The organism is Klebsiella sp. P1CD1 (genome assembly GCF_003790505.1).
Classification (GTDB): Bacteria; Pseudomonadota; Gammaproteobacteria; order Enterobacterales; family Enterobacteriaceae; genus Klebsiella; species Klebsiella variicola.
The window spans coordinates 127,915-154,378 of record NZ_CP033631.1 but is presented as its reverse complement, the minus strand read 5'-3'; the positions used below and the strand labels follow the sequence as shown (position 1 = coordinate 154,378).

The following is a 26,464-nucleotide window of genomic DNA, read 5'->3' as shown; positions in this document are numbered from 1 at the left end:
ATGAACTCAAAGCGCTACGAGCGTATCTGCGAGATGCTCGCCAGGCGTCAGCCTGACCTGACGGTCTGCATGGAGCAGGTCCATAAGCCTCATAACGTCTCTGCGGTCATTCGGACCGCAGATGCCGTTGGCGTACACGAAGTGCATGCCGTCTGGCCAAGCAGCCGGATGCGTACCATGGCCTCCGCCGCCGCGGGCAGCAACAGCTGGGTGCAGGTGAAAACCCACCGCACCATCGCAGATGCCGTCGGCCACCTGAAAGGCCAGGGTATGCAAATCCTCGCCACTCACCTTTCCGACAAAGCCATCGATTTTCGTGAAATCGACTATACGCGTCCAACCTGCATCCTGATGGGCCAGGAGAAAACCGGCATCACCCAGGAAGCGCTGGCGCTGGCCGATCAGGACATCATTATCCCGATGATCGGCATGGTGCAGTCGCTGAACGTCTCCGTCGCCTCGGCGCTGATCCTTTACGAGGCGCAGCGCCAGCGGCAAAACGCCGGGATGTACCAACGCGCCAACAGCATGCTGCCGCCGGAAGAGCAGCAGCGCCTGCTGTTCGAAGGCGGTTATCCGGTGCTGGCCCGCGTCGCCCGACAAAAAGGTCTGCCTTACCCCCACGTCAACGAGCAGGGCGAAGTGGAAGCCGATGACGCATGGTGGGCTACCATGCAGGCAACGAGGTAAACCTGATGTCAGGCCGCCTGCTCGATGCCGTTCCGCTCAGCTCACTCACCGGTGTGGGCGCTGCGCAAAGCAGTAAACTGGCGAAGATCGGCCTGCATACGGTTCAGGACCTGCTGCTGCACCTGCCGCTGCGTTACGAAGATCGCACCCATCTTTACCCGATAGCCGAGCTGCTTCCCGGGGTTTATGCCACCGTGGAAGGCGAAGTGCTCAACAGCAATATCACCTTCGGCGGCCGGCGGATGTTGACCTGCCAGATCAGCGACGGCACCGGCATCCTCACCATGCGCTTTTTCAACTTTAACGCGGCGATGAAAAACAGCCTCGCGACTGGTCGTCGGGTGCTGGCCTACGGTGAAGCCAAACGCGGGAAGTACGGCGCCGAGATGATCCACCCGGAATACCGCGTCCAGGGCGATATGAGCACCCCGGAGCTTCAGGAAACGTTAACTCCGGTCTATCCGACCACCGAAGGCATCAAGCAGGCGACCCTGCGCAAGCTCACCGACCAGGCGCTTGAGCTCCTGGAAACCTGCGCGATTAGCGAACTCCTCCCACCGGAGCTGGCGCAGGGGATGATGAGCCTGCCGGAAGCGCTGCGTACGCTGCACCGTCCGCCTCCCTCCTTGCAACTTAGCGAGCTGGAAAGCGGCAAGCACCCGGCGCAGCAGCGTCTGATTCTGGAAGAGCTGCTGGCGCATAACCTCAGCATGCTGGCGCTGAGGGCAGGCGCCCAGCGCTATCACGCCCTGCCGCTCGGCGCCAACGATACCCTGAAAAACCAGCTGCTGGCCTCCCTGCCCTTTAAGCCCACCGGCGCGCAGGCGCGGGTTACCGCCGAGATCGAACACGATATGGCGCTGGACGTGCCGATGATGCGCCTGGTGCAGGGCGATGTTGGCTCCGGTAAAACGCTGGTCGCCGCGCTGGCCGCCGTGCGCGCTATCGCCCACGGCAAACAGGTGGCGCTGATGGCGCCCACCGAACTACTTGCCGAACAGCACGCCAATAACTTCCGCAGCTGGTTTGAACCGCTGGGCATAGAAGTCGGCTGGCTGGCGGGCAAACAGAAAGGCAAAGCCCGTCAGGCGCAGCAGGAGGCTATCGCCAGCGGCGAAGTGCAGATGATTGTCGGCACTCACGCCATCTTCCAGGAGCAGGTGCAGTTTAACGGCCTGGCGCTGGTGATTATCGACGAACAGCACCGCTTCGGCGTGCATCAGCGGCTGGCGCTGTGGGAAAAAGGTCAGCAGCAGGGGTTCCACCCGCATCAGCTGATCATGACCGCCACGCCTATCCCCCGCACCCTGGCAATGACCGCCTACGCCGATCTGGACACCTCGATTATCGACGAGCTGCCGCCGGGCCGAACCCCGGTGACCACCGTCGCCATCCCGGACACCCGGCGCAGCGATATTATCGACCGCGTACGCAACGCCTGCACCCACGAAGGGCGCCAGGCCTATTGGGTTTGTACGCTAATTGAAGAGTCCGATCTGCTGGAAGCCCAGGCGGCGGAAGCGACCTGGGAAGAGCTCAAACTGGCGCTGCCGGAACTGAATATCGGCCTCGTCCACGGGCGGATGAAACCGGCCGAGAAGCAGGCGGTAATGCAGGCCTTCAAGCAGGGCGAGATGCATCTGCTGGTGGCCACCACGGTGATTGAAGTCGGTGTTGACGTGCCTAACTCAAGCCTGATGATTATCGAAAACCCGGAACGTCTGGGTCTGGCGCAGCTGCACCAGCTCAGAGGGCGCGTCGGGCGCGGCGCGGTCGCTTCCCACTGCGTGCTACTCTATAAATCGCCGCTCTCCAAAACGGCTCAGAAACGCCTGCAGGTCCTGCGCGACAGCAACGACGGTTTCGTCATCGCCCAGAAAGACCTCGAAATCCGCGGTCCCGGCGAGCTGCTCGGCACCCGCCAGACTGGCAACGCCGAATTTAAAGTGGCGGACTTGCTGCGCGATCAGGCGATGATCCCCGACGTTCAACGCATTGCTCGCCATATTCATGAACGCTATCCGCTGCAGGCCCAGGCGCTTATCGAGCGCTGGATGCCGGAAACCGAACGCTATTCCAACGCGTAGCGCGCGCTTTTGCCGCGCTGCGGGCAATTTTTCTACACAACGAGTGGATTATGAAACGAGAACTGGCCATCGAATTTTCGCGTGTCACCGAAGCCGCCGCGCTGGCGGGCTATAAATGGCTGGGCCGCGGCGATAAGAATACCGCCGACGGCGCAGCGGTTAACGCCATGCGCATTATGCTTAACCTCGTCAATATCGACGGCACCATCGTCATCGGCGAGGGCGAAATCGATGAAGCGCCGATGCTCTATATCGGCGAAAAAGTGGGTACCGGCAAGGGCGATGCGGTAGATATCGCTGTCGATCCCATCGAAGGCACCCGCATGACGGCGATGGGCCAGGCCAACGCCCTGGCGGTGATGGCGGTCGGCGATAAGGGCTGCTTCCTCAACGCGCCGGATATGTATATGGAAAAGCTGATCGTCGGCCCGGGCGCTAAAGGCGCTATCGATCTCAATCTGCCGCTGGAAGAGAACCTGCACAATATCGCCCGCGCCCTGAACAAGCCGCTGGGCGAGCTGACCGTTACCGTGCTGGCGAAACCGCGCCACGACGCGGTCATTGCCCAGCTGCAGCAGCTGGGCGTGCGTGTATTCGCGATTCCCGATGGCGACGTCGCGGCCTCTATTCTCACCTGCATGCCGGATAGAGAAGTCGACGTACTGTACGGCATCGGCGGCGCGCCGGAAGGGGTGGTTTCCGCCGCGGTGATCCGCGCCCTCGACGGTGATATGCAGGGGCGTCTGCTGGCTCGCCACCACGTGAAGGGCGATAACGAAGAGAACCGCCGCATCGGTGAAAACGAACTGGCGCGCTGCAAAACCATGGGCATTGAAGCAGGCAAAGTGCTGCGTCTGGATGAAATGGCGCGCAGCGATAACGTCGTCTTCTCCGCCACCGGGATCACCAAAGGCGATCTGCTGGACGGCATCACCCGCAAGGGCAACATGGCCACCACCGAGACGCTACTGATCCGCGGCAAGTCGCGCACTATCCGTCGTATTCAGTCGATTCATTACCTCGACCGTAAAGATCCGGACATCCAGCAGCACATCCTGTAATACCGCTTTTTCTCTCCCAGGCAACCGTCCGCAGGCGGTTGCCCTGTTCTTCGTTTATATTTGATCAATAGAGCTTTCTTGTGCCTTCGGGGTGGAAATCTTACTCGTCTGGACCGAAGATAAGGCATCGCTTGGCAACAGGAGAAGACGATGGCGGACTGGGTTAGCGGCAAAGTGACAAAAGTGGAGTACTGGACGGATGCCTTGTTCAGTTTATACGTGCGGGCGCCTGTTCATCCCTTTACCGCCGGGCAGTTTACCAAGCTCGGACTGGAAATCGACGGAGAACGCGTGCAGCGCGCCTACTCCTACGTCAATGCCCCCGGCAATCCCGATCTCGAGTTCTATCTGGTCACCGTCCCGGAAGGCAAGCTGAGCCCGCGTCTGGCGGCGCTGAAGCCGGGCGATGAAGTCCTGGTGGTGAGTGAAGCGGCAGGTTTCTTCGTCCTCGAGGAGGTACCGGATTGCGATACCCTGTGGATGCTGGCGACCGGCACTGCCCTCGGGCCGTACCTGTCAATTTTGCAGGAAGGCAAAGATCTTGAACGCTTTAACAACCTGGTGCTGGTCCACGCCGTCCGCTACGCCGCGGACCTGAGCTATCTGCCTCTGATGCGCGAGCTTGAGCAGCGCTACGCCGGTAAATTACGCATCCAGACGGTGGTCAGCCGCGAAACCGTGGAAGGCTCGCTGACCGGCCGGGTGCCGTTCCTGATTGAAACCGGCGCGCTGGAAGAGGCGGTTGGCCTGCCGATGACCACCGACACCAGCCATGTGATGCTGTGCGGCAACCCGCAAATGGTGCGCGATACCCAACAGCTGTTAAAAGAGACCCGGCAGATGACCAAACATCTGCGTCGCCGGCCAGGCCACATGACGGCTGAGCACTACTGGTAATCAGGCGTCCGCTTTCCAGCGCACGTCCTGGGTCTCCTTGCCGAACTTATTCTCGCCCTGGGTGCCGACAAACGCCCCCAGGTCGATCAACATCATGACGATAATCAACGTCGGCACAAAGCGCCCGACGCCCCACTGCCAGACCTGCGGCAGCATCGCCCAGTTCCCCGCCAGCAGCATCCACGCCAGAATCATCAGCAGCGCCCACAATCCGGATTTGCCGCGATCGTGCAGCCGCTTGACCACCACCGCCGCCGTCGGCCACAGCAGGCAGACGATAATAAACGCCGCCGTCTGCAGGTTGAGAAGATTGCTGCCTGCCAGGGTAAACAGGGCGCTCATGGTCACCAGCCAAATGGCAATCCAGATCCAGAAATCGCGGCGGCCAATGCGCCCTTTAATTGAGAATAACCACTGCTGTAGGGTCATGCGTTTTTCCTTATCATCATCGTCTGCGTAGTTTACCCTGGCGTCGTGACTTTTTGACAAGCGCCGCGCTTCCCGATTTAATCGTCAGCAGGCAAAAAAAGGAACGACGGGCATGAAGAAGTGGACAATCTTGTGTTTAAGTGGGCTGATGGGCCTGACCGTCGGCCCGCACGCGTTGTCCGCAGAAAGCGAATCGGCGACAGCGGCGCCCTATCTGCTCTCTGGCGCCCCGAGTTTTGACCTGTCGATCAGCCAGTTCCGGGAAAAATTTAACGCCGATAACCCGAAGCTGCCCCTGAACGAATTCCGTTCCATCGCCACCAGCCGGGATCAGGCTAATCTGACCCGCGCCGCCAGCAAAATTAATGAAAATCTCTATGCCTCGACCGCGCTGGAGCGCGGCACGCTGAAGATCAAATCTATGCAGATCACCTGGCTGCCAATCCAGGGGCCGGAGCAAAAAGCGGCGAAGGCCAAAGCGCTGGAGTATATGAGCGCCATGATCCGCGCCTTCGTGCCCACTCTTAGCCCAGCGCAAAGCCAGCAAAAGCTGCAGAAACTGCTGACTGCCGGCAAGGGCAAACGCTATTTCGCCGATACCGAAGGCGCCGTTCGCTATGTGGTGGCAGATCATGGCGAAAAGGGTCTGACCTTCGCCATTGAACCGATTAAGCTGGCGTTATCTGAAACGCTGGAAGGTAACAATAAATGACAAAAAGCAAAGCCTTTCCAGTGACGAGTCTCTATACTGTTTCACAGACCATGCTGCCCTCTGGGGCGGCTATATTCCTTAATTCGCTTAAGTAGCGTGGAGAATTAAAATGCGACATCCTTTAGTGATGGGTAACTGGAAACTGAACGGCAGCCGCCACATGGTAAACGAACTGGTTGCGAACCTGCGTACCGAACTGGCTGGCGTAAGCGGCTGTGCAGTTGCCATCGCCCCGCCGGAAATGTATCTGGACCTGGCTAAACGTGCGGCAGAAGGCAGCCACATTCACCTGGGCGCGCAGAACGTTGACGTGAACCTGTCCGGCGCATTCACCGGTGAAACCTCCGCCGAAATGCTGAAAGATATCGGCGCACAGTACATCATCATCGGCCACTCTGAGCGTCGTACCTACCACAAAGAATCCGACGAGCTGATCGCGAAGAAATTCGCTGTGCTGAAAGAGCAGGGTCTGACTCCGGTACTGTGCATCGGTGAAACCGAAGCGGAAAACGAAGCGGGCAAAACCGAAGAAGTTTGCGCACGTCAGATCGACGCCGTGCTGAAAACGCAGGGCGCTGCCGCTTTCGAAGGCGTGGTTATCGCTTACGAACCGGTATGGGCTATCGGTACCGGCAAATCAGCGACCCCGGCTCAGGCTCAGGCGGTGCACAAATTCATCCGTGACCACATTGCTAAAGCTGACGCGAAAATCGCTGAGCAAGTGATCATCCAGTACGGTGGTTCCGTTAACGCTGGCAACGCAGCAGAGCTGTTCACCCAGCCGGACATCGACGGCGCGCTGGTTGGCGGCGCCTCCCTGAAAGCTGACGCTTTCGCGGTGATCGTTAAAGCAGCAGAAGCAGCGAAAAAAGCGTAATTCGCTTTTCCCGGTGGCGACACGCGACCGGGGTGACTGACAAAACTCGGGAGCCCGGCTTAGCACAGCGCAAGCCGGGCTTTCTTTTGCCGTTACAGTTTCCCCAACAGCTGATACCACGCGTAGTCCAGCGGCAGTAAAATCAGATAACTCACCGCCGCCAGCACCAGACATAGTTGCATCCCCGCCCTCGCCGGGACCTTGCCTAACCCCATCGCCACCACGATCGGCGACGCCTGATAGGGCAGCAGCGGCGTGGAATACCCCAGCACCTGAATCATGATCACGCTGAGCAGCGGAAAGCCGGTCGCGTCGGCAAAGCTCTGCGCAAAAGTGGTATACAGCGCCGGCACGCCGTTGGCGGTCATAATAAAGTTCAGCGCGCTGGTTATCCCGGTCAGGGCGAGGAAGCTGGTGAACGGATTGTCTTTATCCAGCGGCATCACCTGCAGCAGCGCATTGCCCACCGCACCGCCAATTCCGGTTTGGGTAACGGCGATCGCCAGTCCCAGAATCCCGGCAACATAAATGCAGGTGCGCATATTCACCCCGCTGGCAAACTCCTCACCGTTGATAAAGCCCACCCGCGGCAGCAGCGTGACCACTGCCGCCGCCAGGCCGGTCCACGCCGGGCCGACGCCGTGCCAGCTCTCGGTCACCCATAGCGTAAGGACTACCGCCAGCAGCCACGCCAGACGTTTCTCGTCGCGGCTCATCGGCGGCAGCGGCGCCAGGTCACGAGGTGGATGCGGCTTGCCGGGAAACAGCCAGCAAATCAGCGCCACCAGCACCGCCCCTTTCAGCCAGCCAAGCACCGGCGTATGCAGCAGCAAATAGGGAACATAATTCAGATGGATACCGTACGAGCCTTCCGCCGCGCCGCTCATCACCAGATTTGGCACGTTAGCGGGCAAAATCGTCGCCGAAAGCTGAAAGGTGCCGAACCCCACCGCCAGCGCCAGGCCGAACCAGCCGCGGCTGCCATCGACAATGCCCGCGCGGCGGGCCATCGCCGCCACGATCGGCATCAGCAGCGCGATACGTCCCATGTTGGAAGGCATGACAAACGCCAGCGCGTAGCTCAGCAACACCACGCTGCCGACCATCCGCGGCCAGGAGTCAGTGAGCCGCGCAGACAGCGCCTGCGCCGCCCGGTCTGCCAGCCCGGTTTTACGGATCGCGATGCCGAGCACAAAGCCGCTGAACACCAGCCAGAACGCCGAAGAGGCAAAGCCGCCGAAGATCACCTCCGGTGGAGCGATTTTCGCCATCATCGCCGCTGCGAAGAACAGCAGCGCGGTGATAAATTCCGGCAGCAGCGACGTCGCCCAGAGCACAATGGTGACGCCGACAATCAATGAAGGAAGGAACAGCGGGTGGGTAAGCCAGAGCGACATGCCTGTCTCCTGTCGTTTTTTTCAGCAAGAATACGACGACAGGTAAGACAGGTAAACGCCAGAACTAGTGGCTTGCGTTAAGAATGGCGCAGCGATGATCCTGAATTTCTTCCGCTGAAGCCCGGTTCAGGGTCAGCAGGTTACGCTCCGTCGCCAGCAGCACCAGCGAGCCGTCGCTCTGCTGCGCCATCGCCAGCGCGAAGCGTCCCATATGTTCGCGCGCCTCCGGCACCTCTTCCGCCAGCATCAGGAACGGGCTGCGCTGGGCCAGTTCGGCCTCCGTCACCCGGCGCGCCAGGTATTCATGGCCCTGAAGCCCGCCCGGCAGCGGCAGCCAGCGGCTGCTGACCGCGCCCGCATCCTTATCTAACTGCGCGCGCACATCGGGGCGCAGGCAGGAGATATGAATATGGAAATGGTTTTGCGTGCGTCCGCTGCGCGAGTTAATCGCCAGTGATATCGCGTTATCAGGAACCGGCGCGCCGTGACGCTGACTCATGATTTCACGTCCCTGCCAGGCCTGCCAGAAGAAGTTCGGCGTCAACGGGTCCAGCAGCAGCGGGCTTTCGGTGCCGTTAATGCGGTAGGTCGGCATTAGCAAATACTGCAGCGGGCCGTTACGGTCTTTAAACAGCACATAGCCGCCCTTGAGGTTCACTTCCGCGCACGGCGACGGGTTTTGCTGCTGTTGCTGATGGGGTACGCACTGCTGCAGGACAATCTTGCGTAATGCGTCCGGGTTGCCGGAGTGCAGCCAGTAGTAGCCGCCCGCCAGCGCCGCGAGGATCGCCACCAGCAGCGCCAGCAAAAAGTATCTTACTCTTCTCATTTTCATTCCCTGTTAAGCCTGAAGCGGAAGAGTAACGTAATTTGATGACTAAATGAAAACAGATGGCGGGCGGGGCGTTATCCCGGGTAGCGGCTGACGCCTTACCCGGGCTACGGACGGTGCAAATAGTAGCCCGGCTAAGCGCAGAGAAAGCCGGGGATTCCCCGGGTTGCGGCGTTCCGCCTTACCCGGGCTACCAGACGAAGCAGAACTGTAGCCCTGCTAAGCGTAGCGCAAGCAGGGACAAGAGGATTAACGCTGGCTAATCTGGTCGAAGGTGCCGCCGTTGGAGAAGTGCTCTTTCTGCGCTTTCGTCCAGCCGCCGAACTCCTGATCGATAGTAAACAGCTTCAGTTTCGGGAACTCGTTAGCATATTTCTTCGCCACATTCGGATCGCGCGGGCGGTAGAAGTTCTTCGCCGCAATCTCCTGGCCTTCCGGCGAGTAGAGATACTTCAGGTACGCTTCCGCCACCTGGCGCGTGCCTTTTTTATCCACCACTTTGTCGACCACCGAGACGGTCGGCTCAGCCAGAATCGACTCACTCGGGGTCACGATTTCAAACTTGTCTTTGCCCAGTTCGTTGGTCGCCAGCAGCGCTTCGTTTTCCCAGGCAATCAGCACATCGCCGATGCCGCGTTCTACGAAGGTATTGGTCGAACCACGCGCGCCGGAGTCCAGCACTTCCACGTTTTTATACAGCGCCTTGACGAATTCCTGGGCTTTGGCCTGGTCGCCGTGATTCTGATGCAGAGCATAGCCCCAGGCTGCCAGATAGTTCCAGCGGGCGCCGCCGGAGCTTTTCGGGTTCGGGGTAATGACCGACACGCCCGGTTTGATCAGGTCGTTCCAGTCATGGATCTGTTTCGGGTTGCCCTTGCGGACGAGGAACACGATGGTTGAGGTATACGGTGCGGAGTTATCCGACAGGCGTTTCAGCCAGTTTTTATCGATACGGCCGCGTTCAGCAATGGCGTCTACGTCGTAGGCCAGCGCCAGCGTGACCACATCCGCTTCAATACCGTTAATCACTGAGGTCGCCTGTTTGCCAGAACCACCGTGCGACTGGCGGATCACCACGTTGTCGCCGGTCTCTTGCTTCCAGTGCGCGCTAAACGCTTTGTTGTACTGTTCGTACAGCTCGCGCGTTGGATCATAAGAAACGTTTAAAAGCTGAATGTCTTTTGCCAGAACGCTGGCGGATGCCAGCAACAGAGTTAACCCTACGCCCCACTTATTCATCGCACCGCTCTCTTTATGTGTGTTGTGATGGGCTAAGCGTGCCAGAAAGCGATTCAATGATTAAAGAATAAAAAAAGATTGGCTATAACTTGTGGATATAAAGAGGTGAATAAGGATTGCCCCCTCCCGGCCGGGAGAGGGCGCGAAGCGATTAGACTTCTTCCATACGGCCCAGCAGCGCCTGCAGGCGATCCTGCCAGCCCTGCTGTTGCTCTTTCAGCTGGCTGTTTTCGCGCTCCAGCTCTTCACGACCGTGCTGCGCGCTCTGAACTTCCTGAACCAGGGTGTTGTTCTTTTCTTTCAGCTCTTCGATTTCCATCTGCAACAGAGTGATGGTATCAATCGCCTGCTGAACTTTAGATTCTAATTTCTCAAACACTTCTAATGACATCGTCATACCTCTCCTGAACTTGCAAGGCGTTGATAGAAACTCGTGTTTCGTATACGCGGTCCCGCCTTAACGAAAATTAGCGCACATAGCGGTGTTATCGTCGATTGTATGAATCCCCGCCGCCCCTGTCCAGCGGCAAGCCGCGCAGATTGCGGTTTGCAACACTTTTCAGTCTTTACCTGGTGCTTTCAGCGCAGTTCGCTCGTACTTCATGGGTCATTGTTAATTTTATGGTTAACAAAATGCGAGGTGAAACGCTCCGTCACCGGTCTCAATGCGCGCGGATGGCGCGAAAACGCTCATTTTCTTGACGCGGCACACACATTTGAAGTTCGATATTTCTCGTTTTTGCTCGTTAACGATAAATTAACACTATGCCTACATGGCAATATGGTCGTCTGTGACCACCCTACATACAATAATCATCACCACGCTTCAGGATTCGATTATGAGCCAAACATCAACCTTAAAAGGCCAGTGCATCGCAGAGTTCCTCGGTACCGGGTTGTTGATCTTTTTCGGCGTTGGGTGCGTGGCTGCGCTCAAGGTCGCGGGAGCCAGCTTCGGGCAATGGGAAATCAGCATCATCTGGGGTCTGGGCGTCGCCATGGCGATCTACCTGACCGCTGGGGTCTCCGGTGCGCACCTTAACCCTGCGGTAACTATCGCACTGTGGCTGTTCGCCTGCTTCGATGGCCGCAAAGTGGTCCCTTTTATCATTTCGCAATTCGCTGGCGCCTTTTGCGCTGCGGCATTAGTTTACGGGCTTTACTACAATCTTTTCCTCGATTATGAAACCACCCACCATATGGTCCGCGGCAGCGTAGAAAGCCTCGATCTGGCCGGCATCTTCTCCACCTATCCGAACCCGCATATCAATTTTGTGCAGGCCTTCGCGGTAGAGATGGTGATTACCGCTATCCTGATGGGCGTCATCCTGGCGCTGACCGACGATGGCAACGGCGTGCCGCGCGGCCCGCTTGCTCCGCTGCTGATCGGCCTGCTGATTGCGGTGATTGGCGCCTCCATGGGACCGCTGACCGGCTTCGCCATGAACCCGGCGCGTGATATCGGCCCGAAAGCTTTCGCCTGGCTGGCCGGCTGGGGCGACGTCGCCTTCACCGGCGGCAAAGATATTCCTTATTTTCTGGTGCCGCTGTGCGCACCGGTGGTCGGCGCGGCGCTGGGCGCATTCAGCTATCGTAAGCTGATTGGCCGTCACCTGCCTTGCGACACCTGCGTGGAGGAAGAGCAACAGAGCCCCTCCTCTTCCACCACTCAACATAAAGCTTCGCTGTAATCTGACTACGGGACACCGACTATGACCGACAAAAAATATATCGTTGCGCTTGACCAGGGCACTACCAGCTCCCGGGCCGTTGTGATGGATCATGATGCCAATATCGTCAGCGTCTCCCAGCGAGAATTTGAACAAATTTATCCTAAGCCAGGCTGGGTCGAACATGACCCGATGGAAATCTGGGCTTCCCAAAGCTCGACGCTGGTCGAAGCGCTGGCCAAAGCGGATATCAACTCCGATCAGATCGCGGCCATCGGCATCACCAACCAGCGTGAGACCGTGGTGGTGTGGGAGCGTGAGACCGGTAAACCCATCTACAACGCCATCGTCTGGCAGTGCCGCCGTACCGCGGAGATCTGCGAGCAGCTCAAGCGTGACGGAATGGAAGAGTATATCCGCAAGGCCACAGGCCTGGTGGTGGACCCCTACTTCTCCGGCACCAAGGTAAAATGGATCCTCGACCATGTCGAAGGTTCCCGTGAACGTGCGAAACGCGGCGAGCTGCTGTTCGGCACCGTTGACACCTGGCTTATCTGGAAGATGACCCAGGGCCGCGTGCACGTTACCGACTACACCAACGCCTCACGTACCATGCTATTCAACATCCACGAGTTGGACTGGGACGACAAAATGCTCGACGCGCTGGACATTCCGCGCGCCATGCTGCCGGAAGTGCGTAAATCATCCGAAGTGTACGGCCAGACCAACATCGGTGGTAAAGGCGGGACCCGTATCCCTATCGCCGGGATCGCCGGTGACCAGCAGGCGGCCCTGTTCGGCCAGCTATGCGTCAAAGAAGGGATGGCGAAAAACACCTATGGCACCGGCTGCTTTATGCTGATGAACACCGGTGAAAAAGCGGTTACCTCCACCCACGGTCTGCTGACCACCATCGCCTGCGGCCCGCGCGGCGAGGTGAACTACGCGCTGGAAGGGGCTGTGTTTATGGCCGGCGCGTCCATTCAGTGGCTGCGTGACGAGATGAAGCTCATCAGCGATGCCTTCGATTCTGAGTACTTCGCCACCAAAGTGAAGGATACCAACGGCGTATACGTGGTACCCGCGTTCACTGGTCTTGGCGCACCATACTGGGACCCGTATGCCCGCGGCGCGATTTTCGGCCTCACCCGCGGCGTGAACTCCAACCACATTATCCGTGCGACGCTGGAGTCCATCGCCTATCAGACCCGCGATGTGCTGGAGGCGATGCAGGCAGACTCTGGCATTCGTCTGCACGCCCTGCGCGTGGACGGCGGCGCGGTGGCTAACAACTTCCTGATGCAGTTCCAGTCCGATATCCTCGGCACCCGTGTCGAGCGTCCGGAAGTACGCGAAGTGACGGCGCTGGGCGCAGCCTATCTGGCGGGTCTGGCGGTCGGTTTCTGGCAGAATCTGGACGAGCTGCAGGAGAAAGCGGTGATTGAGCGCGAATTCCGCCCGGGGATTGAAACCACTGAGCGTAACTATCGTTACAGCGGCTGGAAGAAAGCGGTGAAACGCGCGTTAGCGTGGGAAGAGCACGACGAAGCGTAAGATTGTGGAGGTATTCCCGGCTTGCGGCGTAAACGCCTTAGCCGGGCTACAAAACCCCAAACAGCACGATCTTGTAGCCCGGACAGGTGCGCAGCACCGCTTCCGGGTTTTTTATCAGCCAAACATCGGCAGCAGCAGGTATAGCTTAATCACCAGTGCGTTGACGATGTCGATAAAGAACGCTCCCACCATCGGCACCACCAGGAAGGCCATATGTGACGGGCCAAAGCGGTCGGTAATCGCCTGCATATTAGCAATCGCCGTCGGCGTTGCGCCCAGACCAAACCCGCAGTGGCCCGCCGCCAGCACCGCGGCATCGTAATTCTTGCCCATCATCCGGTAGGTAACGAATACCGCATACAGCGCCATCGCCAGCGCCTGCACCGCCAGGATAATAATCATCGGCAGCGCCAGCGAGGCCAGCTCCCACAGCTTGAGGCTCATCAGCGCCATGGCGAGGAACAGCGACAGGCTGACGTTGCCCAGCACCGATACCGCCCTATCGAACACCCGATACAACCCCGCCAGCGCCAGGCTGTTGCTGAGGATCACACCGATAAACAGCACGCAGACGAAGGTCGGCAGCTCGAAGACGCTGCCCGCCAGCAGTTGCGCAACCACCTTGCCCACCGTCAGACAGATAGCGATCAGGGCGATACTTTCGATCAGCACCAGCGAGGTGATCACCCGCCCCACGTCCGGTTTTTCAAAGGCGGTTGGCGCCACCAGATCGTCCGGTGTGCCGTCCGGAGAGGAAGAGTGCTTCACCAGGTAGCGAGCCACCGGGCCGCCGATCAGGCCGCCCAGCACCAGGCCGAAAGTCGCGCAGGCCATCGCCACTTCGGTGGCGTTGGCAAAACCGTAGCGTTCAACGAACAGCTTGCTCCACGCCGCCCCGGTGCCGTGGCCGCCGGATAAGGTAATCGACCCGGCCAGCAGGCCCATCAGCGGATCCAGCCCCAGCAGCGTCGCCATGCCGATACCGAGGGCATTCTGCAACAGCAGCAGGCCAACTACCACGATCAGGAAAGTGCCCAGCACCTTGCCGCCGGCCCGCAGGCTGGCGAGGTTGGCGTTAAGACCGATGGTGGCGAAGAACGCCAGCATCAGCGGGTCTTTCAGACTCATATCGAAATCAATTTCGATATCCATGCTTTTCTTCAGCACCAGCAACGCCAGCGCCACCAGCAAACCGCCGGCGACAGGTTCAGGGATGGTGTATTTCTTGAGGAAGGGAACGGTTTGCACGAGTTTTCTGCCGAGCAATAGCACAAGCGTTGCGGCAACGAGCGTCGATAAGGTATCGAGGTGAAACATAAAAAGCTCCTTATGGGCGCATGATCCATTCACACGCGACGTAATTCCTGGTGTCTTTAGCTTCTCATCATGAGGAGTCAGAAGGGGATTTTACGCAGAACGGCGGAAAAAATGACAGAAAAAGATATTTTGTATCCTTAATGATGCGATTTAGCATACAAAATGTTAATAACCTCGTTGCGCATATTCACGGCATAAATTTTTATGACCAAATGCTGGCAAACGTTTGCTTTTGGTCTACAGTCCGATAAAATTCCCGCTTTGCCACCTTGGGATTGCTTGTGATGTCCGTTAACACCGCAGAGTCAGAAAATGCGCAACCGGTTGCGCATAAATCAGCTAGCGAATTAATCTACCGCCTCGAAGATCGCCCACCGCTACCGCAAACCCTGTTCGCCGCCTTCCAGCACCTGCTGGCGATGTTTGTCGCGGTGATCACTCCAGCGCTGTTAATCTGCCAGGCTCTCGGTCTCCCGGCGCAAGATACCCAACATATCATCAGCATGTCGCTGTTCGCTTCCGGTGTCGCCTCTATTATTCAGATCAAAGCCTGGGGCCCGGTCGGCTCCGGATTGCTCTCCATCCAGGGCACCAGCTTTAACTTTGTCGCCCCGCTGATCATGGGCGGTACCGCATTGAAAACCGGCGGCGCCGACGTCCCCACCATGATGGCCGCCCTGTTCGGCACCCTGATGCTGGCCAGCTGCACGGAAATGGTCCTCTCCCGCGTCCTGCACCTGGCGCGCCGCATCATTACCCCGCTGGTCTCCGGCGTGGTGGTGATGATTATCGGCCTGTCGCTGATTCAGGTCGGACTGACTTCCATCGGCGGCGGCTACGCGGCGATGGCCGACCACACTTTCGGCGCGCCGAAGAACCTGCTGTTGGCGGGCATCGTGCTGGCGCTGATCATTATTCTCAACCGCCAGCGTAATCCCTATTTGCGCATTGCTTCGCTGGTGATTGCCATGGCGGCGGGCTATCTGGCGGCATGGTTCCTCGATATGCTGCCAGCCAATACCGCCCCGACCAACAGCAGCCTCATCACCGTGCCGACGCCGCTCTACTATGGTCTCGGTATCGACTGGAGCCTGCTGCTGCCGCTGATGCTGGTGTTTATGATCACCTCCCTGGAAACCATCGGCGATATCACCGCCACCTCAGACGTCTCCGAACAGCCGGTTTCCGGCCCGCTGTATATGAAACGCCTGAAAGGCGGTGTGCTGGCTAACGGCCTGAACTCCTTTGTTTCCGCGGTCTTCAACACTTTCCCGAACTCCTGCTTCGGCCAGAACAACGGCGTGATCCAGCTGACCGGCGTCGCCAGCCGCTACGTCGGATTCGTGGTCGCCCTGATGCTGATCGTCCTCGGTCTGTTCCCGGCGGTGAGCGGCTTCGTGCAGCACATCCCTGAGCCGGTGCTCGGCGGCGCCACGCTGGTGATGTTCGGCACCATTGCCGCGTCCGGCGTGCGCATCGTCTCCCGTGAGCCGCTGAACCGTCGGGCGATCCTGATTATCGCCCTGTCGCTGGCGGTGGGCCTCGGCGTGTCGCAGCAGCCGTTGATCCTGCAGTTCGCCCCAGACTGGCTGAAAAACCTGCTCTCTTCGGGGATTGCCGCCGGCGGTATCACAGCGATTGTTCTGAATTTAATTTTCCCGCCAGAAAAAGCCTGATCTGACGCGCTCCCGGTCGCGCCATTGGCCGGGACGCTCTCCACGACCTGCCTCATCACGGAAATAAACCACGCCCGCCTTGAGAAGTGCGCCTAAATCGGGCATAACACGGTGATGTGCATCTCACAGAATGGAAGACCATGAAATTTCTTGGAAAGCTGATTCTCTGGCTGCTAGTCGCTCTGCTGCTCGTCATTGTTGGCGCGTGGTCCCTGCTGCAAACCCACTGGGGCGCCCGCCAGGCCAGCGCCTGGCTCAGCAATGGCACCGGCTGGCAGGTCTCCTTCGATGCGATGGAACACGATTTCTCCTCCCCTCTTCATGTGCAGTTGCAAAACGTCACCTTTGGCCGGGAAGGCAAGCCGGCCACCCTGGTGGCAAAAACGGTCGATATTGGCTTCAGCACCCGCCAGTTTAGCGATCCGCTGCATGCGGATGAGATAGTCCTTAACGACGGCACTCTGAATCTGTCACCCCACTCTGCCGACCTGCCGTTCGCTGCCGACCGGCTGATGTTGCGCAATATGGCTTTCAACAGCCCGGAAACCGGCTGGGCGCTCAGCGCGCAGCGCGTCACCGGCGGCGTCAGCCCATGGACGCCGGAAGCGGGCAATGTGCTGGGGAAAACGGCGCAGATCCAGATGAGTGCGGGCTCGATGACGCTCAATGGCGTCCAAGCCAGCAACGTTCTGATTCAGGGCAGGATTGATCAGGGCGAAGTGACCCTCTCCACCCTCGGCGCCGATGTCGCCCGCGGCACCTTAACCGGCAATGCGAAACGCAGCGCCGACGGCAGCTGGCTGGTGGATAACCTCCAGCTCAATGAGATTCGACTGCAGAGCCCCGCCTCGCTGGCCGACTTTTTCGCGCCGTTAACCACGGTCCCCTCTCTGCAGATTGGCCGCCTGGATATCACCGACGCCCGCCTGCAGGGGCCGGACTGGGCGGTAACCGACCTCGACCTGAGCCTGCGCAACCTGACGCTCAGCCACGGCGGCTGGCAGAGCCAGGACGGCACGCTGTCGATGAACGCCAGCGAATTTATCTACGGCTCGCTGCACTTCTTCGATCCGATTTTGAATGCTGAATTCTCTCCCCAAGGTATTGCGCTGCGCCAGTTCTCCTCGCGCTGGGAGGGCGGCATGGTGCGCACCTCCGGCAACTGGCTGCGCGCTGGTAACGCGCTGGTGCTCGACGACACCGCCTTCGCCGGACTGGAGTACACGCTGCCGGCGAACTGGAAACAGATGTGGATGGCGCCGATGCCAGCCTGGCTGCAAAGCCTGACGCTGAAAAAATTCAGCGCCAGCCGTAACCTGATCATCGATGTGGATCCTGCCTTCCCGTGGCAAATTACCGCCCTCGATGGCTATGGCGGCGAGCTACAGCTGGTGAAAAACGGCAACTGGGGAGTATGGAACGGCAGCGCGACGCTGAACGCCGCGGCGGCGACTTTTAACCGGATCGACGTGCGCCGCCCGTCACTCAAGCTGAGCGCGACGGCGTCGACGGTCAATATCACTGAGCTTAGCGCCTTCACCGAGCGCGGCATTCTGCAGGCCACCGCCGCGGTATCCCAGCTGCCGCAGCGTCAGGTCAATCTGAGCTTTACCGGCCGCGGCGTGCCGCTGAATATTCTGCAGGCCTGGGGCTGGCCGTCGCTACCGATAAGCGGGGATGGCAATCTCCAGCTGACCGCCAGCGGCAGCGTGCAGGCCGATGCCCCGCTCAAGCCGACGGTCAACGGGCAGCTCAGCGCCGTGAATATGGAGAAACAGCAGGTGGCGCAAATCATGCGCAACGGCGAGGTCAGCCCCGCCCCCGCCGCGCCGCAGTAAAATCCCCCTCATCTGGCCCTCTCCCCACGGTGAGAGGGCATGCTTTCCGACAAACTCCGCTCTGGCCACTCCCTCTCCCTTTCAGGGAGGGGGTTGGGGTGCGAGTCCTGAAACCTGTGTGCAATACGCGGCTATCTGTACCTATTTAGCGCAACAGGTTCCTTTCAAATATCAGAATTGCTATAACCAAATTACTGGAAGTCGATAAAAAACCGCTCCCTGTACCTACAAAAATATAAAAGGATCAATCATGCCTGAAATACGTCAGCGTATTCTGGAGAATATGCAAAAATTCTCCCGGGCCATGATCGGCGCCGTATTGTTCTTGCCGGTCATTGGCTTAATTCTGGCCCTCAGTTCAGTATTAACTAATCCGACATTAATTGCTGAAACCAGTTTCTTACATCAGCTTGGGCAAATGCTCGGCGACACTTTTTGGCCTTTATTTGGCAACCTCGGCTTATTATTTTGCGTCGGCATTAGCTATGGCCTGGCAAAGGATAAAAAAACCGAAGTCGCGCTGGTTGCAGTGATGTGCTTCATTATGTTCCTTGGCGCCAACCACTCCTGGCTGGAACACACCCACGGACTCGCCGAAAAAATTAACGGTGAATATTATGGCACCGGGCAAACCCAGCTGCTGGGCTTTGTGGTGGTGGATATGGGCGTTTTCCTGGGCATTATTCTCGGCTGCACGATTGCGTGGGTGCACAATAAAGTCTCTGCCATTGAGCTGCCTGGCGCGCTGTCGATGTACGGCGGCGCCAAGCTGACGCTGGTGGCGATGACGCCGGTGGTTATCTTCTACGCCATCGCCTTTACCTGGATTTGGCCCTTTATGACCCACGGCATCTCCGCGCTCACCGGTTTTATGAAAAATGCCGGGGTCGCCGGGGTCTTCGTCTATGGTTTCTTTGAAAAATTCCTTATCCCCACCGGCCTGCACCATTTCGTCTGGTCCCCCTTCCAGCTCACCCAGATTGGCGGCACCCTGAACGTGGACGGTCAGGTGGTCTCCGGGACCCAGGCCATTTTCCTCGCCTATATGCGCCATCCCGACCTGACGCCGGTCATGAACGACGCATTACGTTTTTCGCAGCAAGGGATGACCACTATCTTTGGCCTGGCGGGCGCCTCGCTGGCGTTCTACCACACCGCGAAACCGGAGAAGAAAGTGATGGCGAAGGCGATCCTGCTGCCGGCGATTATCACCTCGATGCTGACCGGTATCACCGAACCGATTGAGTTCACCTTCTTGTTTGTCTCGCCGCTGCTGTGGGTGATCCACGCGACGTTAACCGCCGCCTCGCAGGCCATTTGCGACATCTTCACCGTACTTCCCTGGGGAGCATCGGGCCTGATCGAGTTTCTGATCTATAACCTGCCGCTGCCGGTCTCCTTAACGCGCTGGCCGGGCTATGTCCTTATTGGTATCGGCCAGTTCGCCGTCTACTACGTGATTTTCCGCACCCTGGTGGTGAAGCTGAACCTGAAAACGCCGGGCCGGGAAGATGACGAGAACGTGAAGCTTTACAGCAAAGCAGAGTACCGCCAGAAAGTCGCGCAACCGCAGTCGGTCACCGATGACATCATCCGCGGCCTCGGGGGCAAGGAGAATATTCTCTCCGTCGATAATTGTTTTACTCGCCTGCGCGTGGCCGTGCGCGATATGGCGCGGGTTGATGACACGCAATTAAAAAATACTGGCGCCAACGGCGTCGTACGAAATCGAAATGAAGTTCAGGTTATTTATGGCGTCAAAGTGGGACAGGTACGTTCCCGGGTTGATAACTGGTTAGCAGAAAATTAATGAGGAGTTTGTATGAAATTAACCGTATTAGGCGGGGGCGGCGTTCGCTCTGCATTTTTAGCGAAATCTCTGGCCTATAACGCTCACCGCATTGGTTTAACAGAAGTGGTTTTTCTCGATAACTCTGCTGATAATCTGGCGATATTTGGCGAAATTGCCCGCTATGTATTTAATACTATTCGCCCGGATATTCAGTTTAGTACCACTACCGACCCGGTCGCGGCGCTGCAGGATGCCAACTATATCATTACCACCCTACGGGTTGGCGGTGACGAAAGCCGCATTCGCGACGAACGCATTGCGCTACAGCATAACACCCTCGGCCAGGAGACCACCGGCGCCGGCGGTTTCGCGATGGCCATGCGTTCGATCCCGGCGATCCTTCGCTATTGCCGGCTGATCGAAGAACATGCCGCCGAAGACGCTATTCTGTTTAACTTTACCAACCCGTCAGGCCTGGTGACGGAAGCGATCGTCAAGTCCGGTTTTAAGCGCCGGGTCTATGGGATCTGCGATGCTCCCTCCGAGCTGATTCGTGAACTGCCGGCGATCCTTGGTTGTGAAGAACGCGACCTCAGCGTGGAATGCTATGGGCTGAACCATTTCTCATGGTTTACCCACTTCACCGTACGCGGGGAAGAGGTAACCGAACGGCTGATCGCCAGCCCGGAACTGTACCAGAAGACGGCGATGCAGTACTTCTCCCCGGAGCTGGTGCGGCTTTGCGATAATCAGCTCCTCAATGAATATCTCTATTATTACTACTATCGAGAGGTGGCGCTGAAGGCGATTCAGGAAGCCGGCGAGACGCGCGGAGAGCAGATCGCCCGTATCAATCAGGAGATGCGCGAAGCGCTGCGCACTGTGGATGCCAGAACGCAACCGGAAGCCGCTTTCACCATCTGGATGCAGCATTACCTGCGCCGGGAAAACAGCTATATGCAGAATGAGTCGCAGCAGGAAAAATTCCACACCCGCGAACCGCTGACGCTGCGCCAGTTTATCGAAGAGCCGGACACCGGCGGCTATGCCGGGGTGGCGCTGGATATCCTGGAAGCGGTGAACAGCACCACCACCAAGCGTATCGTGGTATCGATCCAGAATCACGACACGCTCGACTTTTTGCGCCCTGACGACGTGATCGAGATCAGCTGCGACCTGAGCCGGGATGGCCTCAAGCCGGTGACGCCGGTGAAGGTGCCGACGGCGCAGAAGAATATGATTTCCTGCGTGAAGGAGTATGAGCGGCTGGCGGTGGCGGCAATCCTGCAGCAGGATAAATCGCTGGCGGTGCGGGCGCTGATGGCGCACCCGCTGATCGGTTCCTATTCGCTGGCGAAAACCCTGGTCGAAGCCTATCTCGACGATGAGCAATTCGCCGCCTGGCAGTAACCCGCATTGCCGATGGGATTCCCCCCCGCTCGCGCTGCGCTTAGCGGGGCTACGAACGGAGCGGTTTGTGTTTTATGTAGGCCGGGTCAGGCGTAAGCCGCCTCCCGGCAAAATTGCCGCATCACCCGGTAGCCCGGATAAGGCGCCAGCCGCCATCCGGGAGTTCCCCCCGCTCGCGTCGCGCTTAGCGGGGGCTAACTATTGCTGCGTAGGCTGGTAAACCACATCTTCAACAGTCGCTCAAAGCCTAAGATGCAGTAGCCGAAAAACGGGTTGCTCCAGTAAATATCATCGTCGAACTTCTGCGGGTCGTGAATAATAAACGCCGTATCTGCAGCCTGCGCCAGCGGGCTTTGGTAGTCGCCGGTAAAGCAGACCAGATTAATCTCCTTCCCCTCCAGGGCCTTCACCCAGTTGAGCGCCGAGCTGCTGCGCCCGGATTTAGAAATGATCCAGATGGAGTCGAAGCGGGCGGCGTTTTTCTGTTCGAGGATTTCATAATCCGGCCACAGCGCCAGGCTGGCATTCACGCCGGTGACGAGGAACTTGTTGTAAATATACTGGGCGATTAGCTGCGAAAAGCCGCTGCCGTGGATCAGGATGCGCTGCTGTTTAAGGCTTGCCAGCAGCGGCGTCAGCGCTTCTTCCGGCTGAACGCTCATGTAGTCGATATCGTTGGTGACATCGAGCTTCGGCATGGTGATATTGAACTTGATGAAATAGACCAGCTCCAGCCAGCCGCTGAACTTCAGTTTCTTTGCCAGCCGGACCAGGGAAGAGGGGTTGCTGTAGCACTGTTCGGCCACAGCGCGAACTCCCTGGCGGATACACTGCTCCGGGTCGTTCTGAATAAAGCGCAGCACGGTCATTTCCGTTTTGCTTAGCTTCACGTCACGAAAGATATTTTCTACGTCCATGGCGGGCTCCTCTCAGCGGCAGAATACGCTAACACCGTTCGACAACCGCGTCTGCGGCCTGAGTCACCACAATGAAATGAACGTTACTTTTTGTACAAAAATGGAATAAAAAAACCCTCTCCGCCTGGCGAAGAGGGCTGCTGCTGTTAACCTATTTACAACGTAATCGTCAGCGTATTGCCCTCGGCGCTCACTACCACCCCCCATTCGCTGCCGGTCTGCGTACCGCCCTGCACGCCCGCGACCTGCGGGATATTGCGCAGACATAACGTCCAGCCGCGGGCCTCGCCTTCGCCGCTCACGGCGATGGCGTTACCCTGGCGCCTGGCCTTCAGGGTGAAGATCGTCGAGCCGTCTGCCGCCGGAACGTCACAGCGTGCCTCGCGTCCATCCTCAAGGTGGAACAGCTGGAAGGCGGTGCCCTCATGCCAGGCGTAATCCGGCTTCTGGTCATTGTTGCCCAGCGCCAGCAGGCTGTTGTCGCGAACGTAGACCGGCAGGCTCAGCGCATCGTGATGCTGCTTATGCCAGCGGCTACCCGGTAATTCATCGTTATGCCACAGATGCGTCCAGTGCCCTTCCGGCAGATAAAATTGCACCTCGCCCGCTTCGGAGAACACCGGCGCCACCAGGACCGAATCACCGAGCATATACTGGCGGTCAAGATAGTCGCAGGCCGGATCGTCCTGAAACTCGAGCATCATCGCACGCAACATCGGCGTGCCGAACTCGTTGGCCAGCGCCGCCTGGCGATAGAGATACGGCATCATGCGGCATTTCAGCTGCGTGAAGTGGCGCACCACGTCGCAGGACTCTTCGTCGTAAGCCCATGGCACCCGATAGGATTTGCTGCCGTGCAGCCGGCTGTGGCTGGAGAGCAGGCCGAAGGCGCACCAGCGCTTGTAGACGTGGGCCGGCGCGGTGTTTTCGAAACCGCCGATATCGTGACTCCAGAAACCGAAGCCGGACATGCCGATCGACAGCCCGCCGCGCAGGCTTTCCGCCATCGATTCGTAGTTGGCGTAGCAGTCGCCGCCCCAGTGCACCGGGAACTGCTGCGCGCCCACCGAGGCGGAACGGGCGAACAGCACCGCCTCCTGCTCGCCGACGGTCTCTTTCAGCACCTTCCACACTAGCTCGTTATAGATGAAGGCGTAGTGGTTGTGCATTTTCTGCGGATCGGAACCGTCAAACCACTGGACGTCGGTCGGGATACGCTCGCCGAAGTCGGTCTTGAAGCAATCGACCCCCATCGCCACCAGGCCTTTTAGTTTGTCAGCATACCACTGGCAGGCTTCCGGGTTGGTGAAGTCATAAATCGCCAGCCCCGGCTGCCACTTATCCCACTGCCACAGCGAACCGTCCGGGCGCTTCAGCAGGTAGCCCTTCTCTTTCAGCTCCTTGAACACCGGCGAGCGCTGGCCGATGTACGGGTTGATCCACACGCAGACCTTCAGCCCTTTCGCCTTCAGGCGTTTGATCATCCCTTCCGGGTCCGGGAAAGTTAGCGGATCCCATTCAAAATCGCACCACTGGAAGGCCTTCATCCAGAAGCAGTCGAAGTGGAAGACGTGCAGCGGCAGATGGCGCTCAGCCATGCCGTCGATAAAGCTATTTACCGTCGCTTCGTCATAGTTGGTGGTGAACGAGGTCGTCAGCCACAGACCGAACGACCATGCCGGCGGCAGCGCCGGGCGGCCGGTGAACTGCGTATAGCGGTTAAGCACCGCTTTCGGCGTCGGGCCGTCGATCACGAAGTACTCAAGGTATTCGCCTTCAACGCTGAACTGGACTTTAGAGACCTTCTCCGAGCCCACCTCGAAGGAGACGCGCTGAGGATGATTGACCAGCACGCCGTAGCCGCGGTTGGTCAGATAGAAGGGGATATTTTTGTAGGATTGCTCGGTGCTGGTACCGCCGTCTTCGTTCCAGGTTTCTACCGTCTGGCCGTTGCGCACCAGCGCGGTAAAGCGCTCGCCGAGGCCGTAGACGGTTTCGCCGACGCCGAGGTCGAGGCGCTCAAACATGTAGTTGCGCTGGGTCTTACTATCCTGCACGTAGCCGTTGTTTTTCAACTGGCTACCGGTGATGCGCACGCCGTCGCGCAGAAAATCCAGCGCCCAGAATTCACCTTTAGTGACGCGCACGCTGAGGTTGCCGCTTGTCAGCTCGGCGAACTCGGCCGTATTTTCTATTTCGACATGGACGTCTTTCTGCACGTTCAGCGGATAGTGCGGGCCGTTATCCAGCGCGCCCTGGAAGTGCGCCATGCGCACGCCGATTATCCCTTCCTGAGGCGAGAAAAAGCGCAGGGTGAACAATGGCGTATCCAGCTGCCAGGCACGTTCGCGAACATCGCGCGGCGCGGCATAGACCACCATTTCATTCCCCTGCTGTTCCACCTCGTAAACCTGTACGGGTTGGATCAGGTTGAGCCCTGGTTGAATGAGCCAGTTTCCATCACTGATTTTCATTAAAACGTCCTCTTAGTTTTGCCATTCTTTATCGATCGGGGCTGCGGTGAAATCTTGTTCGTTGCGACGCGCGCCCTCGGCCAGCTCGGCCATCATTTTTTTCAGGAACGGCGTTTTCAGCGTGTAGTAGCGTTTGGCGATCACCGCGCTCAGCAGGTAGCACACCGCCGGAACGAGGGTGAACAAGGCGATAATGATGGTGAGGGTGGCGCTGTTCTGGGTTTTGGCGGCGGCGTCATAGCCACCGCCGGCCAGCATCCAGCCGATCAGCGCGCCGCCCAGCGCCAGCCCCAGCTTGAGCACAAACAGGGTGCCGGCGAAGCTGATGCCGGTCAGGCGTTTGCCGTTACACCATTCGCCGTAGTCGACGGTGTCGGACATCATCACCCACTGGATTGGCGTCACCAGCTGGTGCAGTACGCCAATGATGAAGATAAAGACGAACATGGTGATTTCGGCGTCCATCGGTACGAAGAACATCGCCACGCTGAGCACCGCCAGGAGGGCGTTGGTCCACCAGAAGACGCTGACTTTGCATTTCCAGTCGGTCAGCGGTTTCGCCAGCGCCGAGCCAATCAGGTTGCCGACGCAGTAGGTGGTGAGGAAGACGGTGAACAGCGCCGCCGAGCCCATGATCCAGGTGGTGTAGTACATCATCGCGCCGCCGCGAACGCAGACCGCGAGGATATTGAGGATGGTGAGCACGCCAACCACCCGCCACTGGTCATTGCACCAGATATCGTGCAGGTCTTCACGCATCGAGGTGCTGCTCGGCGGCGCTTCGACACGCTCTTTGGTGGTGAAAAAACAGAAGGCCAGCATCAGGAAGGCAATCACCGACAGCACCGCGATGCCGCCCTGGAAGCCGAGCGCTTTGTCTTCGCCGCCGATAAAGTTGACCAGCGGCATCATCAGCACGGTGGAGAGCATGCCCCCCGCCGTCGCCAGCACGAAGCGCCAGGACTGCAGCGAGATGCGCTGTGTGGGGTTGTCGGTGATCACGCCGCCCAGCGCGCAGTAGGGGATATTCACCACGGTGTAGAGCAGGGTCAGCAGCGTGTAGGTCACGGCGGCGTAGATCAGCTTGCCGTTGTGGCTTAAATCCGGCGAGCTGTAGGCCAGCACGCAGACGAGGCCGAACGGGATAGCGCCGAAGAGGATCCACGGGCGGAACTTACCCCAGCGGCTACGGGTGCGGTCGGCAAGCAGGCCCATGCACGGGTCGGAAATCGCGTCCAGCGCGCGCGCCAGCAGGAACATGGTGCCGACAAAGCCGGCGGGGATACCGAAAATATCGGTGTAGAAAAACATCATGTACAACATGACGTTATCAAAAATAATGTGGCTGGCGGCATCACCCATGCCGTAACCAATTTTCTCTTTGACGGACAAAATGTGATCTTTCATATGCGCACTATTCCCTTAGCGGCACCGCGGATTGGTACCGGTTACGATTTTTGTAAACCTTTGCCGCAGTAAGATGAATTGCGATATCTCGTTATCAGATTACGTTTCTTGTTTTCTGTGATCGTGGTAGGGAATCAGGGAGTGAAAAAGTGTAACTCACGGATTTTGTGAGGATTTGTCCAGGACTG

21 protein-coding genes are annotated in these 26,464 nt (G+C 58.6%); 12 read left to right on the top strand and 9 right to left on the bottom strand.

The window, feature by feature from the left end; translation table 11 throughout:
- From trmH to fpr, 4 genes are all read left to right on the top strand, one after another.
- A complete protein-coding gene (trmH, locus tag DTA24_RS00755) occupies positions 1 to 690 on the top strand; it encodes a tRNA (guanosine(18)-2'-O)-methyltransferase TrmH (protein WP_008806817.1) in 690 nt (229 codons plus the stop codon).
- A 5-nt stretch (positions 691 to 695) separates the two neighbouring features.
- Positions 696 to 2,777 carry an ATP-dependent DNA helicase RecG gene (gene recG / locus DTA24_RS00750; RefSeq protein WP_008806816.1) on the top strand — a complete coding sequence of 694 codons (2,082 nt, stop codon included), beginning with the start codon at positions 696 to 698 and terminating at the stop codon, positions 2,775 to 2,777.
- A gap of 50 nt (positions 2,778 to 2,827) precedes the next feature.
- Positions 2,828 to 3,838, top strand: a complete 1,011-nt coding sequence (gene glpX, locus DTA24_RS00745) for a class II fructose-bisphosphatase (protein ID WP_042948065.1) — start codon at positions 2,828 to 2,830, stop codon at positions 3,836 to 3,838.
- 150 nt (positions 3,839 to 3,988) lie between these two features.
- Entirely contained in the window at positions 3,989 to 4,735 is a 747-nt protein-coding gene (gene fpr, locus DTA24_RS00740) for a ferredoxin--NADP(+) reductase (protein WP_004173895.1), read from the top strand.
- Here the strand turns inward: fpr and DTA24_RS00735 are convergent, their stop codons facing one another.
- Positions 4,736 to 5,164: a DUF805 domain-containing protein gene (locus DTA24_RS00735; RefSeq protein ID WP_004173894.1), complete on the bottom strand. Its 429-nt coding sequence runs from the start codon at positions 5,162 to 5,164 to the stop codon at positions 4,736 to 4,738.
- 112 nt (positions 5,165 to 5,276) lie between these two features.
- Here DTA24_RS00735 and DTA24_RS00730 point away from each other — a divergent pair, with 112 nt between their 5' ends.
- Together DTA24_RS00730 and tpiA are read left to right on the top strand one after the other, a co-directional pair.
- Complete coding sequence (locus DTA24_RS00730) at positions 5,277 to 5,876, top strand: YiiQ family protein (protein ID WP_008806815.1); 600 nt, start codon at positions 5,277 to 5,279, stop codon at positions 5,874 to 5,876.
- A 109-nt stretch (positions 5,877 to 5,985) separates the two neighbouring features.
- On the top strand, positions 5,986 to 6,753 hold the full coding sequence (gene tpiA / locus DTA24_RS00725; RefSeq protein WP_002922909.1) for a triose-phosphate isomerase: 768 nt from the start codon (positions 5,986 to 5,988) through the stop codon (positions 6,751 to 6,753).
- Between the two features lie 92 nt (positions 6,754 to 6,845).
- Here tpiA and DTA24_RS00720 read toward each other — a convergent pair whose 3' ends face one another.
- The 4 genes from DTA24_RS00720 to zapB form a co-directional block, all read right to left on the bottom strand.
- Positions 6,846 to 8,150, bottom strand: coding sequence for an SLC13 family permease (locus DTA24_RS00720; RefSeq protein WP_016161971.1), 1,305 nt, complete (start codon positions 8,148 to 8,150; stop codon positions 6,846 to 6,848).
- Positions 8,151 to 8,214: 64 nt separating this feature from the next.
- Positions 8,215 to 8,985: a CDP-diacylglycerol diphosphatase gene (locus DTA24_RS00715; protein WP_162499948.1), complete on the bottom strand. Its 771-nt coding sequence runs from the start codon at positions 8,983 to 8,985 to the stop codon at positions 8,215 to 8,217.
- A gap of 246 nt (positions 8,986 to 9,231) precedes the next feature.
- Positions 9,232 to 10,221 (bottom strand): sulfate ABC transporter substrate-binding protein, encoded by a 990-nt coding sequence (locus DTA24_RS00710; protein WP_123836523.1) that lies wholly within the window; start codon positions 10,219 to 10,221, stop codon positions 9,232 to 9,234.
- A 151-nt stretch (positions 10,222 to 10,372) separates the two neighbouring features.
- Positions 10,373 to 10,618 carry a septal ring assembly protein ZapB gene (zapB, locus tag DTA24_RS00705; RefSeq protein WP_008806812.1) on the bottom strand — a complete coding sequence of 82 codons (246 nt, stop codon included), beginning with the start codon at positions 10,616 to 10,618 and terminating at the stop codon, positions 10,373 to 10,375.
- 442 nt (positions 10,619 to 11,060) lie between these two features.
- On the opposite strand from zapB, the gene DTA24_RS00700 reads away from it, so the two are divergent.
- Positions 11,061 to 11,912 (top strand): MIP/aquaporin family protein, encoded by an 852-nt coding sequence (locus DTA24_RS00700; RefSeq protein WP_012540293.1) that lies wholly within the window; start codon positions 11,061 to 11,063, stop codon positions 11,910 to 11,912.
- Between the two features lie 21 nt (positions 11,913 to 11,933).
- On the top strand, positions 11,934 to 13,445 hold the full coding sequence (gene glpK, locus DTA24_RS00695; protein WP_008806810.1) for a glycerol kinase GlpK: 1,512 nt from the start codon (positions 11,934 to 11,936) through the stop codon (positions 13,443 to 13,445).
- Between the two features lie 114 nt (positions 13,446 to 13,559).
- Here the strand turns inward: glpK and gltS are convergent, their stop codons facing one another.
- Positions 13,560 to 14,762 carry a sodium/glutamate symporter gene (gene gltS, locus DTA24_RS00690; RefSeq protein WP_123836522.1) on the bottom strand — a complete coding sequence of 401 codons (1,203 nt, stop codon included), beginning with the start codon at positions 14,760 to 14,762 and terminating at the stop codon, positions 13,560 to 13,562.
- 284 nt (positions 14,763 to 15,046) lie between these two features.
- Between gltS and DTA24_RS00685 the strand changes: the two genes are divergently transcribed.
- The 4 genes from DTA24_RS00685 (at position 15,047) to DTA24_RS00670 (ending at position 21,478) form a co-directional block, all read left to right on the top strand.
- On the top strand, positions 15,047 to 16,438 hold the full coding sequence (locus DTA24_RS00685; protein ID WP_008806808.1) for a nucleobase:cation symporter-2 family protein: 1,392 nt from the start codon (positions 15,047 to 15,049) through the stop codon (positions 16,436 to 16,438).
- A gap of 140 nt (positions 16,439 to 16,578) precedes the next feature.
- Positions 16,579 to 18,276, top strand: coding sequence for an AsmA family protein (locus tag DTA24_RS00680; protein ID WP_032740345.1), 1,698 nt, complete (start codon positions 16,579 to 16,581; stop codon positions 18,274 to 18,276).
- A 250-nt stretch (positions 18,277 to 18,526) separates the two neighbouring features.
- Entirely contained in the window at positions 18,527 to 20,086 is a 1,560-nt protein-coding gene (locus tag DTA24_RS00675) for a PTS transporter subunit EIIC (RefSeq protein ID WP_032740346.1), read from the top strand.
- Between the two features lie 12 nt (positions 20,087 to 20,098).
- Positions 20,099 to 21,478, top strand: coding sequence for a glycoside hydrolase (locus DTA24_RS00670; RefSeq protein ID WP_008806805.1), 1,380 nt, complete (start codon positions 20,099 to 20,101; stop codon positions 21,476 to 21,478).
- A 194-nt stretch (positions 21,479 to 21,672) separates the two neighbouring features.
- On the opposite strand, the gene DTA24_RS00665 is transcribed toward DTA24_RS00670, so the two are convergent.
- From DTA24_RS00665 to DTA24_RS00655, 3 genes are all read right to left on the bottom strand, one after another.
- Positions 21,673 to 22,395 (bottom strand): MurR/RpiR family transcriptional regulator, encoded by a 723-nt coding sequence (locus tag DTA24_RS00665; protein WP_123836521.1) that lies wholly within the window; start codon positions 22,393 to 22,395, stop codon positions 21,673 to 21,675.
- Positions 22,396 to 22,550: 155 nt separating this feature from the next.
- Positions 22,551 to 24,869 (bottom strand): alpha-xylosidase, encoded by a 2,319-nt coding sequence (yicI, locus tag DTA24_RS00660; protein ID WP_123836520.1) that lies wholly within the window; start codon positions 24,867 to 24,869, stop codon positions 22,551 to 22,553.
- A 12-nt stretch (positions 24,870 to 24,881) separates the two neighbouring features.
- Positions 24,882 to 26,276 carry a glycoside-pentoside-hexuronide family transporter gene (locus DTA24_RS00655; RefSeq protein WP_123836519.1) on the bottom strand — a complete coding sequence of 465 codons (1,395 nt, stop codon included), beginning with the start codon at positions 26,274 to 26,276 and terminating at the stop codon, positions 24,882 to 24,884.
- Positions 26,277 to 26,464: the final 188 nt, after the last annotated feature.

What these genes read in the sequence shown, in the direction of transcription:
- DTA24_RS00715 (WP_162499948.1), bottom strand. Translation starts at nt 8,985, where the DNA reads ATGAAAATGAGAAGAGTAAGATACTTTTTGCTGGCGCTGCTGGTGGCG.
- trmH (WP_008806817.1), top strand. Translation starts at nt 1, where the DNA reads ATGAACTCAAAGCGCTACGAGCGTATCTGCGAGATGCTCGCCAGGCGT.
- DTA24_RS00665 (WP_123836521.1), bottom strand. Translation starts at nt 22,395, where the DNA reads ATGGACGTAGAAAATATCTTTCGTGACGTGAAGCTAAGCAAAACGGAA.
- DTA24_RS00680 (WP_032740345.1), top strand. Translation starts at nt 16,579, where the DNA reads ATGAAATTTCTTGGAAAGCTGATTCTCTGGCTGCTAGTCGCTCTGCTG.
- recG (WP_008806816.1), top strand. Translation starts at nt 696, where the DNA reads ATGTCAGGCCGCCTGCTCGATGCCGTTCCGCTCAGCTCACTCACCGGT.
- tpiA (WP_002922909.1), top strand. Translation starts at nt 5,986, where the DNA reads ATGCGACATCCTTTAGTGATGGGTAACTGGAAACTGAACGGCAGCCGC.
- DTA24_RS00700 (WP_012540293.1), top strand. Translation starts at nt 11,061, where the DNA reads ATGAGCCAAACATCAACCTTAAAAGGCCAGTGCATCGCAGAGTTCCTC.
- zapB (WP_008806812.1), bottom strand. Translation starts at nt 10,618, where the DNA reads ATGACGATGTCATTAGAAGTGTTTGAGAAATTAGAATCTAAAGTTCAG.
- yicI (WP_123836520.1), bottom strand. Translation starts at nt 24,869, where the DNA reads ATGAAAATCAGTGATGGAAACTGGCTCATTCAACCAGGGCTCAACCTG.
- DTA24_RS00710 (WP_123836523.1), bottom strand. Translation starts at nt 10,221, where the DNA reads ATGAATAAGTGGGGCGTAGGGTTAACTCTGTTGCTGGCATCCGCCAGC.
- DTA24_RS00655 (WP_123836519.1), bottom strand. Translation starts at nt 26,276, where the DNA reads ATGAAAGATCACATTTTGTCCGTCAAAGAGAAAATTGGTTACGGCATG.
- DTA24_RS00685 (WP_008806808.1), top strand. Translation starts at nt 15,047, where the DNA reads ATGTCCGTTAACACCGCAGAGTCAGAAAATGCGCAACCGGTTGCGCAT.
- DTA24_RS00730 (WP_008806815.1), top strand. Translation starts at nt 5,277, where the DNA reads ATGAAGAAGTGGACAATCTTGTGTTTAAGTGGGCTGATGGGCCTGACC.
- DTA24_RS00720 (WP_016161971.1), bottom strand. Translation starts at nt 8,150, where the DNA reads ATGTCGCTCTGGCTTACCCACCCGCTGTTCCTTCCTTCATTGATTGTC.
- glpK (WP_008806810.1), top strand. Translation starts at nt 11,934, where the DNA reads ATGACCGACAAAAAATATATCGTTGCGCTTGACCAGGGCACTACCAGC.
- gltS (WP_123836522.1), bottom strand. Translation starts at nt 14,762, where the DNA reads ATGTTTCACCTCGATACCTTATCGACGCTCGTTGCCGCAACGCTTGTG.
- DTA24_RS00735 (WP_004173894.1), bottom strand. Translation starts at nt 5,164, where the DNA reads ATGACCCTACAGCAGTGGTTATTCTCAATTAAAGGGCGCATTGGCCGC.
- DTA24_RS00670 (WP_008806805.1), top strand. Translation starts at nt 20,099, where the DNA reads ATGAAATTAACCGTATTAGGCGGGGGCGGCGTTCGCTCTGCATTTTTA.
- fpr (WP_004173895.1), top strand. Translation starts at nt 3,989, where the DNA reads ATGGCGGACTGGGTTAGCGGCAAAGTGACAAAAGTGGAGTACTGGACG.
- DTA24_RS00675 (WP_032740346.1), top strand. Translation starts at nt 18,527, where the DNA reads ATGCCTGAAATACGTCAGCGTATTCTGGAGAATATGCAAAAATTCTCC.
- glpX (WP_042948065.1), top strand. Translation starts at nt 2,828, where the DNA reads ATGAAACGAGAACTGGCCATCGAATTTTCGCGTGTCACCGAAGCCGCC.